At 51.2% G+C, this 12687-nt stretch carries 11 protein-coding genes; 7 read left to right on the top strand and 4 right to left on the bottom strand.

What is annotated here, in order from left to right:
• Window positions 1-3 precede the first annotated feature (3 nt).
• The 5 genes from AC506A_RS16755 to AC506A_RS16735 all read left to right on the top strand — a co-directional run bounded on the left by AC506A_RS16755 (window position 4) and on the right by AC506A_RS16735 (window position 6692).
• Window positions 4-1794: a sensor histidine kinase gene (locus AC506A_RS16755; RefSeq protein WP_495462153.1), complete on the top strand. Its 1791-nt coding sequence runs from the start codon at window positions 4-6 to the stop codon at window positions 1792-1794.
• Window positions 1791-3377: a response regulator transcription factor gene (locus AC506A_RS16750; RefSeq protein WP_495462152.1), complete on the top strand. Its 1587-nt coding sequence runs from the start codon at window positions 1791-1793 to the stop codon at window positions 3375-3377. The genes AC506A_RS16755 and AC506A_RS16750 overlap by 4 nt, the downstream gene beginning before the upstream one ends.
• A 149-nt stretch (window positions 3378-3526) precedes the next feature.
• Window positions 3527-4918 (top strand): ABC transporter substrate-binding protein, encoded by a 1392-nt coding sequence (locus AC506A_RS16745; RefSeq protein WP_495462151.1) that lies wholly within the window; start codon window positions 3527-3529, stop codon window positions 4916-4918.
• Between the two features lie 88 nt (window positions 4919-5006).
• Complete coding sequence (locus tag AC506A_RS16740; protein WP_495462150.1) at window positions 5007-5885, top strand: carbohydrate ABC transporter permease; 879 nt, start codon at window positions 5007-5009, stop codon at window positions 5883-5885.
• A gap of 15 nt (window positions 5886-5900) precedes the next feature.
• The gene (locus AC506A_RS16735) at window positions 5901-6692 is read left to right on the top strand and encodes a carbohydrate ABC transporter permease (RefSeq protein ID WP_495462149.1); all 792 of its coding nucleotides are present in this window, start codon (window positions 5901-5903) and stop codon (window positions 6690-6692) included.
• A 550-nt stretch (window positions 6693-7242) separates the two neighbouring features.
• Here the strand turns inward: AC506A_RS16735 and AC506A_RS16730 are convergent.
• On the bottom strand, window positions 7243-7464 hold the full coding sequence (locus AC506A_RS16730) for an H-type small acid-soluble spore protein (RefSeq protein ID WP_495462148.1): 222 nt from the start codon (window positions 7462-7464) through the stop codon (window positions 7243-7245).
• 62 nt (window positions 7465-7526) lie between these two features.
• The gene (locus tag AC506A_RS16725; protein WP_495462147.1) at window positions 7527-8408 is read right to left on the bottom strand and encodes a LysR family transcriptional regulator; all 882 of its coding nucleotides are present in this window, start codon (window positions 8406-8408) and stop codon (window positions 7527-7529) included.
• A 161-nt stretch (window positions 8409-8569) separates the two neighbouring features.
• Here AC506A_RS16725 and AC506A_RS16720 point away from each other — a divergent pair, with 161 nt between their 5' ends.
• Window positions 8570-9520: an NADP-dependent oxidoreductase gene (locus AC506A_RS16720; protein WP_495462146.1), complete on the top strand. Its 951-nt coding sequence runs from the start codon at window positions 8570-8572 to the stop codon at window positions 9518-9520.
• 450 nt (window positions 9521-9970) lie between these two features.
• On the opposite strand, the gene AC506A_RS16715 is transcribed toward AC506A_RS16720, so the two are convergent.
• Window positions 9971-10894: a GH25 family lysozyme gene (locus tag AC506A_RS16715; protein WP_495462145.1), complete on the bottom strand. Its 924-nt coding sequence runs from the start codon at window positions 10892-10894 to the stop codon at window positions 9971-9973.
• 142 nt (window positions 10895-11036) lie between these two features.
• Entirely contained in the window at window positions 11037-11585 is a 549-nt protein-coding gene (locus AC506A_RS16710) for a chromate transporter (protein ID WP_495462144.1), read from the bottom strand.
• A 161-nt stretch (window positions 11586-11746) separates the two neighbouring features.
• Here AC506A_RS16710 and AC506A_RS16705 point away from each other — a divergent pair, with 161 nt between their 5' ends.
• Window positions 11747-12679 (top strand): 5'-nucleotidase, encoded by a 933-nt coding sequence (locus AC506A_RS16705; protein ID WP_495462143.1) that lies wholly within the window; start codon window positions 11747-11749, stop codon window positions 12677-12679.
• Window positions 12680-12687: the final 8 nt, after the last annotated feature.

Genomic DNA, 12687 nt, shown 5'->3' with positions numbered 1-12687 from the left:
CGGATGAAGACGATCATGAAGAATGTACTATTGCTATTTTCCGTTCGCCGTACGATTCAAGCCCAAATCTTCGTCTCGTTCCTGGTTCTATCGATGCTTACCTTGTCCGGTGTCACCTGGATTTGGTATGCAAGTACGGCTGAGACGATCAAACGCAATGCGATTCAGGACGCTCGAAGCAATATCGTCCAGTCGCACAACAACCTCGAGATCGTCCTGAAGGATTTCGTCAGCATCATTACGCTCGTATCGATCGATCGCACCAATGTGGTGGAGGTGCTGAATCGCAAAAAAGGGCTGACCCCCTACATCGATTTCCTGCTGCAGAAAAAACTGGAGGACTTCGTCGGAAGCTTGTACTCGTACAAACCTTATATATCAGCCGTTACCATCATTGGATTCAATGGAGAGCAGTATAATTCGGGAAGTCCATATCGTTTCAGTTCGTACGATCAGCAGCCCTGGTTCCGCGAAATTGTGAAGGCGAATGGAAAACCTGTTTTTCTAAGGATCGATCGCGATGACTATACGCCAAGCGGCGTGACGCTCAAGCCGATGTTGGTCATAGGCCGGACGATCAAGTCTAACGACAAAACGATCGGCGTCGTGCTCTTATATGCCCCTTACGATATCATTCGCAAGGTGTACGATAATGGACCGCTGTCCACGACAAGGTTCATTGTCATGGACAAGCACAATCAAACCTTATTCGAATCGCGCGCCGGAGACAAACCTCCCGAGTTTCAGGACGTCTTAGAGAAGGATGGGCAATTATACGTCAAACAAAACTCCGCATTCTCGGGCTGGACAACGATCGGCGCCGTTTCGGTCGATTCACTCATTCACGATACGGTCACGCTGCGCAACCGCATGTTTGGGGTTATCGGGCTGACGCTTGTAGCCGTACTGCTCGTGTCCATCATCATTTCGCGGCGCATTACCAATAATTTACGTCGTCTGCGCGATCGGATGTTCAAGATCGACGAAGGGAATCTCAACTACGTGACCCCGCTGCAATCGAAGGATGAGGTCGGCCATTTGAGCCAAGCCTTTAGCCAACAGATGGGTCAAATCCACAGCCTGCTGGAGGAAGTCAAGCGACGGGAACAGCAGAAGCGGAAAGCTGAGATGAGGGCGCTGCAAGCGCAGATTGATCCGCATTTTCTCTACAATACGCTCAACACCATCCAATTCTTGGCGCAGCTGCAGCAAGTTCCGAACATCAAGGAAGTGACGACTTCGCTGATTGAACTGCTTCGGGACATCACGAAGAACGACAGCGAGTTTACGACCTTGCAGGATGAGATCACGAATTTGCAAAGGTATGTAAACATTCAGAGTTATCGGTTGGTCCAACCGATTAACGTACATTATGAGGTCGAAGATGAGGCGCAGCATTGCCTTATTCCAAGGATGCTAATCCAGCCGCTGTTAGAAAATGCACTCATTCATGGGGTTGAGCCTACCAAACGCAAAGGTATTGTCAGCATTAAGATACAAGCTGCGGAGAATCGGCTCACAATCGTCGTTACGGATAATGGCGTAGGCATACCTGAGGAGAAATTGGCTCGTCTGGACAGTTTATTGCAGGAGCCGCTCGATCCAGCTCATGACAACGCGAACGAAGCTTCGAAGAATCGATTCTCCGGCGTTGGCGTGATCAACGTCGCCCAAAGGATCCGGCTGCTCTTCGGGAACGAGTACAGTTTGAAGCTGTATAGTCAGCAGGGACTCTTCACGACGGTTGAAATGACGTTGCCTATATTGCTGAACAATAGGGAGGATGTCTCATGATTCAGGTGCTGCTGGTTGAAGACGAAATGATTGCTCGTACACATATCCGTTCGCTGGCGGTTTGGGAAGGCCACGGTTACCAGTTATGCGGAGAAGCGACGAATGGGGAAGCGGCGATCCGGATGATCGGCGAGCTAGAACCGGATGTGATTCTTTCAGACGTTGCCATGCCGTTAATGGACGGTGTCGCCCTATCGAATTATTTGGTAGAGCAGAATCTTGGTATTCCAATCATTATGCTCAGCAGCTACGACAGCTACGATTACGTACGTATGACGCTCAATAACGGCGCGGTTGACTACCTGCTGAAGCACAGACTGGACGAGGCTTCTTTGCTGAGTGTGCTGGAGAAGGCCAAACATGAAAGGCTGCAAGTGCAGAAAAGTAGTATCGGCGGCGCCAAGTCTGCAGGAACAATCGATCTTCACACGAAGCAAAATATCGTAAAAGAATTGGCGATGGGACACGTGAACGGCACGAAGCAAATGGAGATCAATGTCCACTTGAACGAAGCTGGATTCGGTACTCGAAACTTGGTCGTTGGCGCCATGTCGATCGTTCATTACCACATGATGGATTGGCGGCAGCAGGATAAGGATCGCAATCTGTTCATTCGGTCAGTGCTTGAATTATGCCAAAGCCAGTCGGAAGGGATCGTTACCCATATCGGTGAGGATCAATTCGCTTTGCTGTTCAGCTTCGAGCGCATTCGAAGCGAGTCGCAGATTGCTTCTTTGCTCCAAGAAGAGAAAGAGAAGCTAAGGGGCATGTTCTCCAAATTCATGAACATTCAGATGAAGATCGAATTCAGCCGGTGCGGGCTTCGGTTAATGGAAGTAGCAGATGGTTACCGACAGGCGAAAGACAAGCTGCAATCCATGAACGATGCCGAATTCGGACAGGACCATCATTCGCCCTCAGCCGGTCTGAGCATCAAGATGGAGAAGCTGCTTCTTGGCGCGTTCGATCAGAAGGACGAGTTCGATATGGTCACATTAATTGAGCGGATCTTCACGGAGCTTGCGGAACAAGGAGCTTCCCATGAATGCGTTCGATTAACACTGGTCGAGATGGTGCAGCTTGCGACCAAAGTGGGTCAGAAGCATGGTGTAGTTTCTCAGACGCTCGAGCGGCTGACCGTGCCTATGCAGGCAGGTTTGCGGGATGCAGCCGGACCTCTAGGAATGAAGGACCAGATTATGGCTATGTATTGCGAGCTCGTTGAGACGCTTCGCACGCAGGAACAGTCCACCTACAGCGGGTATGTGGGAAAGGCAATCCGCTTCATCGATTCGCGATTCCGGGATAACATCTCCCTGCAGCTTACCGCAGAATACGTCGGCATCAATACCTCCTATTTAAGTCATCTGTTTAAGAAGGAAACGGGCATGTCATTCGTGGAATTCTTGAATCGCAAGCGGATTTTCCGCGCTCAGCAGCTGCTTGAGGAAGGCGTATCGGTCAAAGCGATCTACGAGCAGGTTGGGTTTAATACGTACAATTATTTCTTCAAAGTGTTCAAAGATATGACCGGGACGACTCCGCTTGATTACGAGAAGAGGTCCGCTGAGCAAAGCGGATGATGAGCTCGGCAGACCGTGTTTTGCCGTTTCAAAGATATTGGAGTTTGATTCAAAAATATTGAAATTTTCAGCGCTGATATGGGTGATACAATCGATTTGTAAGGGCTTTCAAAACGACAAATTGCACTCATAATCGGGGAGGTATACAGATGAAAAAGACTAAGGTTACCGCTGCATTGCTCTCGATGACTATGGTTGGCGCCATGCTTGCCGGCTGCGGCAGCAACAACAATGAAGGTGCTGCTTCCAACACAAATGAAAGCGCTGGCACGAACAATGCAAGCAGTTCGAGCAGTTCGAGCGAGCCGACAGAGAAAACGAAAATCTCGTTTTGGAAATGGATTCCGACGGAAGGCCAAATGCCGGAACTGGAAGCAGCATTTGAGAAAGAAAATCCGGATATCGACTTGGAAGTCACTCATGTCGGTGAGTCCGGCGCTTATTTCCAGAAGCTGTCCGCTGGCCTCGCAGGCGGCGAAGGACCGGATGTCATCGCCATGCAAGTCGGTGCCAATGCCAATCAGTATAAAGAGTTTCTTGAACCGCTGGCACCTTTCGCAGAGCAGGAATGGGGCGCAGAGTGGAAGAGCAATTTCCTAGATGTCGCGCTGGAGCAAGCGGCTTACTCCGGTGACGATTATCGCGTATTGCCGGGCGGCATGACGGCAACACCGGTCATCATGTATAACGCCACGATGTTCCAGAAGCACGGCCTGCAAGTTCCGAAGACGCTGGACGACTTGAACAATGTCATCAAGGTGCTGAAAGAGAAAGAGCCGGGTAACATCGCCGGAGTCGGCATCGGGGCGAAAGACGGTTGGACGGACCGCGACGTCTTCATGGGAATCGTCAATGAAATCGCACCGGGCAAAGTGTATGAAGCGCAGGAAGGCAAACTTGCTTGGACCGATCCGGGCATCATTGAGGCGTTCAAAGTGTGGGGCGACCTGTTCAAGAACGGCGTGTTCTCCGAGGGATCGATGGGGCAGTCCCCGTATCCGAACGTAAACGATAACTTCTCCAAAGGTAAGCTTGGCATGTTCTCGATCGGCACATGGCATTTGAGCGGCTTGACGAAGGTTGCTCATGACCAAATGGTGAAAGACGGAGTCATTACGGAAGACACGCACTGGGGTATGTTCCCGTTCCCTCCACTTGCGGGCGGCGAGCAGAACATGGTAGCTACAGTTGACATTGCTTGGGGTATGAACGCAGAGTCCAAACACAAAGAAGCTGTGTGGAAGTTCATTAAGTTCATGTCTGCCGGAGAAGGCCAGAAGTTGTGGACGAATACGCTGCAGGTGCTTCCTTCCCAGAAAGGCGTAGAAGTAACAGCGGAAATGGCCGGAGATACGGAGAAGGAGTCGCTGAAAACCGTCTCCGACTTCATGTCCAATCACATCAGCGGAGCGCGAGAGCTGAAATATCCTGAGCTTCAAAATGGCCTCTTCGATGCCTTGCAAGCGGTCGCGCTTGGCGGCAAGACACCGGAGAAAGCGGCTGAAGACTTGGAAGCCATATCGAAAACCGTGCAGCGCTAATAAGTGAATGATGGAAAAAGGGGAGGGTGCCTCCTCTTTTTTCATAAATAGGTCAAGAGTGGGCAGCAGGAGGCAGGAGGAGGTTACCATGATTTCAAAGCGAAAATACGATTATGACGCGTACCTGTATTTGATCCCGGCCGTACTGTTCATCGGCGTGTTTATTTATTACGGTGCGTATTTCAATATTTATCACAGCTTCTTTAAATGGAACGGCATCTCTAAGAATATGACGTTCATCGGTTTCGACAACTATGTCACGTTGTTGAAAGACCCCAAGTTTCTCAAAGCGGTGACCAATACGCTTACGTACATGGTCGTCACGGTAATTGTGCAAGCGATTATCGGCTTATTCGTCGCTGTTGTCAATGACTCTTTGTTTTTTGGCAGGCGGCTGTTTAAATCTCTATTCTTCCTGCCAAACATTATGAGCCTTGTCGTTGTGGCGCTCATCTTCACCGAGCTATACAGCTACAATACAGGTGCGGTTAATGAAGCGCTTAGAGCCATTGGATTGGACAACCTTGTTCGGGATTGGACCGGCGATCCTAAATTAGCTTTGTACGCCGTTATGGTCACGAACATTTTCACTTATATGGGCTTCAGTATGATTATCTATTTCACGGCCATTACTCAATTCAATCAAGAAGTCATCGAATCGGCGAAGATTGACGGCGCCGGCTTTATGCAATTGTTCACGCGTATGATCTTTCCGATGTTGAAGAGCACCCATTCTTTGCTGCTCATCCTTGGCATTATCGGTTCGCTCAAGACGTTCGACCTCGTCTGGCTCATTACCGGAGGTGGACCGGCTCGCTCCAGCGAAGTGGTGTCGTCTTACCTGTACCGCAGCTACGTTCTCGAATACAAGGGCGGTTACAGCGCGGCGATCTCTAACCTGATTATGATCATAGCCCTTATACTGACTTGGATTCAAAGCCAAATTCAGAAGAGATGGGATGTTTAAGAGGGGAGCTCAACGATGATATTCGATAGAAAAGATCTATTTGGCAGAACGGTTGTACAACTTGTCATTGTCATTATGGGCATTCTCTGGCTTTACCCACTCATACGAATGGTGATGAAGTCGTTCGAGGGGGGCTTCGTCAATAACTATTCGGCGGTGTTTCTGGATGCAGGCGTGTACCGCTACTTCTGGAACAGTATTGTCGTAGCGGCCATGGATATCGCGATTACGATTACTTGCGTGACGCTTGCGGCTTATGCGTTCTCGCGGTTGCGTTTCCCGCTGCGGACGCCGCTATTTCTCATCCTTATCGTAGGGATGATGATCCCTGGCGCGGGATTTATTATCCCTTGGTTTCTGACGATCAAGAAGCTGGGGCTGGTCGATAATCCGCTTAGCCTTGTCGGACCTCACGTCGCGGGGGGCATCCCTTTCGGCTTAATGCTGATTCGCTCCTTCTTTGATGGAATCCCCAAGGAAATCAACGAAGCGGCGACGATTGACGGAGCCAGCAAGCACACGATATTCCGGCGCATTTATTTGCCTTTGGGTATGCCGGCCATCGCGACGGTTACGATCTACACGTTCCTCGGTTCATGGAATGATTATTTGCTGCCACTGATCTTCCTGCAGGACCCGGCCTCGATGACGGTAACGCTGTTGCCGCAGAAATTCGTCGTATTCGCAGGTTCAAACTATGGCAAAATCTCTGCAGCGCTCATGGCGATCAGTATCCCGATCTTCCTCGTATATTTCTTCTGCCAGCGGTTCCTTGAGAAGGGGCTCACCGCCGGCAGCGTCAAGTAGATTCTCGATTGCGCAGCCATGGATTGGGAGAGCGAGTTTACCGTGCAATAGGTAAGAGTCGTAAGAAGATCATCTTCTTACGACTCTTTTTTTCGCCCGCGACTCCAGAGGCGAGCGACTTTCTCTACAGCCAGAAGACCGCATCTGCCATCTGGCGGATACGGTCTCAGCTTGTCGAGAAAAACCTACTTACTTATCGCTCAATTGCCCGCTTCTCCAGAGGCCTGGCGAATTGATAGATACAGTCCCCCTGGTGAGGTGGAGGGGCTGCGTTCTAACGGTTGCCATAGCGCTTATTTGGTCTTTTTTTGCATATTATTTGGTCTAACGGTTACCAGAGACCTTATTTGTCCGTTTACGGGTGGAAACCCTACCTAAATTGCGAAATAGCTTCTCTGGCAACCGTTACAATTGTGGGAGGCCGAAAATGGGGAGAATAGGCGTGCTGGCAACGGTTAGACTTCGGGGAGCGACTTTCTAGGGCAGCAAAGATAAAAGAAGGCCAATACTCATGAACCCATGAGTATGGCCTTTTGTGTATGACGAACGATCAGTCAGGACAATGCATCTGGATGCCATCGGATTGGAAAGGCGAGCGCTCCGTCAAGCTGTTCAGCGATACCGTCTCTTCGTTTCCTGGTTGATCGAGCGGGTAAATTCGTGCCGTGTTATTGCCGGGATCGACGTGTTGAATGTAGATTGGAACTCCGTTGCACGTTACCTCGACCATGGTAGAGGATTCGGCGATTTCTTGTGCGCGCTGCGCGTTCATACGGTGATGCCCCCTTGGCTGTGAATGTCAGTTACATTGTTCGCGGAGGGCAGTCGGACTATTCAAGTTTGGGCATCTTTTGCAAAATAGTGCGTGACGTACTCCCTAAACGAGTGCGCAGCCTGCGACAGATAACGTTTCTCCAACCAGGCAAGCTGAATGGTCCGGCGGCAGTTGGGATCATTGATTGGCAGCAAGGCGAGCGGCGATGCATCTTCTTTCTTGCAGGCGGATAACAGAGCGATTCCGAGACCTGCACTGACAAAGCTCCGCAGCGCTGCGGGTTCATCCACCTCGCATATGATGTTCGGCTTCATGCCTCGCGTGCTGAAGAACTGATCCATCATGCTGCGTAGTCGCGTGCCTTCTTTCATGCCTACGAAAGGCTCGTCTGCAATTTCGCTGAGGTTAATCTGCTGGAGGCCCGCAAGTCGGTGATGAGGAGGGACCGCGATGAAAATCTCCTCATGCAGCAGCGGAATACTGCCGATTCCTGGCTTGTCGATCGGCGGTGTGGTGTAACAGAAATCGATCTCACCAGCTTCGATTAGCGGAATCGTTTCCTCCGGCGATACTTGTGTAATGCGCAATTGAATATCAGGATGAGCTTCCATATAGGAGCGAATCATCTCAGAGAAGCGGGCAAGCGTCGTTGTCGCAATGTGAAGATGGCCTCGCTCCGTACCGTTCATATCATGGATTTCACGCCTGCCTTCATCAAGGGCATGCAGGGCGACATCGACTTTGGCAAGAAAAGCTTGACCGTAACTGTTTAACCGAATTTGACGGCCTTGACGGTGGAAGAGCGGGACGCCAAGGTTCTCCTCCAATCGGGCGATGCTTTGACTGAGCGCGGGCTGGGCGATGTGCAGCTCTTGCGCGGCTTTCGTCATATGTTCAAGTCGGGCGACCTTTTGAAAATAAACCAGCTGCTGCAGCTCCATGCTCATTTTGCTCCATTCATTCATAATATTCATGTTATGAATACATATTTTAATATGTATTATACATTATTAGCGTGAGTGGATAAACTGGAGAAAGAAGCAGAGAGTAAAGATTTAAACTTGTTGTGGTGTAGGGGTGATTATGAGAGGGGTTAAGAAGAATGACTCAAGAATCTATGGATCAGACGATAAAAGCAATACGCGTTCACCGATACGGCGGTTCAGAAGAACTGCAGCTTGAAGAAATGCCACGTCCGCAGCCAGGTGAAGGAGAAGTGCTCGTGCGTGTTCATGCTGCAGGCGTGCTTCCGATTGAATGGAAAGTAAGACAAGGTATGTTTAAGCAGTTTAGGCCATTGACCTTTCCCTATATACCGGGTTCATCACTGGCGGGGATCGTGGAAGAAGTGGGTCCGGGAGTGACCTCATTTGCGAAGGGACAGGCTGTTTTCGGAAGAACCACGCACGGCACCTATGCGGAATATGCCCTTGCGTCAGTGGAGCATCTAGTGCCGAAACCTGATGAAATCTCCTACGACGAAGCCGCTACGATCTCAGGCGGTGCTTCGACCGCCTGGTCAGCACTGTTTGAGGTCGGCGGACTTGAGGCGGGGCAGCGTGTGCTGATTCATGGTGCGGCCGGTGGCGTCGGGTTGTTCGCGGTGCAGTTAGCCAAATGGAGAGGCGCCGAAGTGATCGGTACCTGTGGAACGGACAACGTCGACTATGTAGCCTCGCTCGGCGCAGACGTTGTCGTGGATTACAAGCAGGCGCGATTCGAGGATGCGGCGACTGATGTTGATTTGGTGCTGGACACGGTCGGAGGCGAGACGCAAAACCGATCGTTCGATGTGCTGAAGCCGGGCGGCCGGCTGATTTCTTTGGTGGGCCAGCCATCACCTGAGCGCGCGCAGGAGCGCGGGGTTACAGCGATGTTCTCTAACAAGCTGCCGACGGCAGATGCGCTGAGCACGATCGCGGCACTTATGGCACAGGGCCTTGTGAAGACGAATGTCGGCGCGCGATTCCCGCTCGCAGAAGCTGCGGAGGCGCAAGATCTGAGTCAATCCGGCCATGGCCGGGGACGAATTGTCCTGCATCTTGCGAATTGAGCTGCTGCAAGGCAGCTCGAAAAAGCAACCCCCTCTAAGGCAACTCGATGAACGATCTCCCTGTAAAGTAACTCATAGAACGCCCCTCTGTTAAGACAATCGAAAAACGACCACCTTCTAAAGGTGGTCGTTTTGAGTTCTTCACAAGGATAGAGGCAGTACGGAGAATCTAAATCGCAAGCCAAAACGCGTTAATCCATACGGAGAAGATAGGAGACAACTCCGGATTACTTTCCTCGAGGGATGCTGAACTACGCGCTAATCCGCCCAGGCCTCGTCTCCATCCACGACCCGGAGCCAGATTGGTTAGTGTGACTGCTGAGAGTACGATTTTCGATCTCTCAGCATCAGTCCGGCGCGGAAACAGTGACAACAAGAGCACTCATGGCTGCTGGCTGACCATGGCTGAGCATTCCCGCCGCCTGTCTCTTAACGTAGCGTCGCTCCCAGCTACATATAGATATAAACCTTCTTGTTCACACCATCCCACGAAACCTTGGCGCCGAGCAGTTCAGCTGTAGAGCGAATGCCGATGTACGTTCTGTCGTCGAACAGCTTGTAGTTCGTGACCGGCTTTCCATTCACATAAGGGGTTGAGGTCGCGGAGTCCCAATAGACCGGAACGCCCAGCGACTCGCCGAGTTGGCGCAACGGCACGTAGGTGCTGCCATCGACAATCCGGCCGTAAGCAGCTAATACATCGTTCACGACGATTTTGATCGTATCTTCCGGACTTTGCGGCTGAGGCTGGCCCGGATTGGCATAGCGGTTGTAGAATGCCTGCTCCATCGCGTCCATGTCTACAACATTGCCTCCGATTCCATCAACAGTCCCGTTATCGGAATATTGGAACACGGCCCACTCACTCCATGTCGGGTTATCCATCGGTTTGTCTACGCCGTAATGAGCAACCCACAGCGGCCATTGACCAAGTGGCTGTTCTAGATTGGTTTTGGCGAAACTAGCCCCTGTGTAGAGCATCGTCGGCTGACCGGTCAGCCGTTCGACTTCGGTCAGCCAATCGACGCACCATTGTGTCAGCTTGGATACGGACACTTGACCCGCATCTCCCTCCACATCGAGCACATGAGGGAAGTTTGATTTGAATCCTTTGATCGTATTGGCAAAATGAGCCGCTTCCGACTTAGCGTCATTCGACTCCGGATGCGCGTAGTGGTAGAATCCGGTTTTGATGCCGGCCGCGGCAGCAGCGTTAGCATTCGTTGAGAATTTATCGTCTTTAAACGAAGTACCCTCTGACGCCTTTATGAAAACAGCGAGTACCCCGGCCTCCCGTACCTTCTTCCAGTCGATGACGCCTTGATGGTGCGATACATCAATGGCTTTAATATTGCTTGGGCTCTTTGCTTGCATCACATTCAGCTCCATTCTAGTAGATGTCGTTGTACTAGCTTATGAGAATTAGAGGCTGAATGCACCCGTACAGCCGCCTAAATATGGAAAAACATCCCTAGCTCACTCTCAGCCCAGGGATGTTCGTATGTGTCTAACCAGGCTAACCCCGCAGGAACAAGGCCCCGATCGCCAGCGCACCAATAATGCCCCATACCGCATTCAGGTTCAAGTAATACACCATGATGAAGAAAGTAACGGCAAGCAGGAAGGGAATAAAAGTGATCACCCCGGGTGTCGTCTTCATCGCATATTTGGCAAAATCATACGCCAGCATCGCCATCATCACGAAGATGACAGGCTGAATGCCGCGGATCATGCCTTTAATGATGGCGTTGTTCTGCAGTTTCGACATGACGCCAACAAGCACAATCATCAACAAGGCCGTAGGCAGTACAACGGCTGCGAGTGCAACAGTTGCCCCGGCCCAGCCGGCTACTTTGAATCCGATATAAGCGGCCAGCTTCGTCGCAATCGGTCCCGGCAGCGAGTTGCCGAAAGCAAGCGCGTGACCGAAATCCTCCGTCGTCATCCAGCGCATGCGGCTCACAACCTCATTCTCATACAACGGGATGATGGACGGTCCGCCTCCATAGCCCAGCAACGTCGCTCTGCCGAACGAGATAAACAATTTCCACAGCTCACTCCACATGGCTGATCCGTCCTTTCTTCTCTATATCTTCGTTGGACTAATTATAAACATCAGGCGCGCTGGGATACAATGTTATATTGCGCTGTACGGATATTCAAGCGGCTTGGTAAGATGGATGAGACACCGTTACTGCTAATAAGGAATAAGGAGGTCCAACCAATATGCCCTATCCCATCGAAAATAAATTCGTGATCGCCGTTGCCTCCAGCGCCTTATTCGACCTCGAAGAATCGGATCGTGTCTTCCGCGAACGTGGAGAGGACGAGTATCGCAAGTTCCAGCGTGAGAACGAGAATAATATCTTGGCGACAGGCGTCGCTTTTCCACTGATCAAACGCTTACTGCGTATCCATGCTTCGGGCGAGGAACAGCTCGTAGAAGTGGTGCTGCTCTCACGCAATGATCCTGATACCGGCCTTCGCGTGTTCAAGTCGATCGAGCATTACAAGCTTCCAATTAGCCGGGCCGTCTTCGTTGCAGGCAGCAATCCATTTCTATACTTAGACGCCTTCAATGCATCGCTCTTCCTCTCCGGAAACCCGGAGGATGTGAAAGAAGCGGTTGAGCACGGCTACCCTGCAGGCTGCATCTATCCAACCGATTACGTGGACGACGATGAAGATGAGGAGCTGCGCATCGCCTTTGACTTTGATGGCATTATCGCTGACGACTCGGCCGAGACCATATTCCAGCGGGGCGGTGCTCTGCGCTCTTTCCACGATCATGAGAGAAGTAAAGCAGGGGAGCCGCTGCCGGGTGGGCCGCTCTTCCGATTCTTCGGCGAAATTGCCAAGCTGCAGAAGCGCGAAAGCGAGAAGAAGCTCCTTAATCCCGCCTACAAGCCGAAGATTCGTGTCGCCATTGCGACCGCTCGCAATGCACCGGCGCATGAACGAGTCATAACGACGCTGCGAGAGCAGGATATTCGCGTCGATGAGGCTTTCTTTCTAGGCGGCATCGATAAAGGCCGGGTGCTTGGCATCTTTAAGCCGCATATCTTTTTCGACGATCAGGTGGGTCATATTGAAGGTGTCGCGCGCAGCGTTCCTTCTGTTCATGTACCTTTTGGCATCACGAATACAACGAAACGATAAGGAGCATA

The sequence above is a fragment of the Paenibacillus sp. N22P23 genome (assembly GCF_059383735.1).
This window is presented reverse-complemented; position numbering and strand designations above follow the sequence as displayed.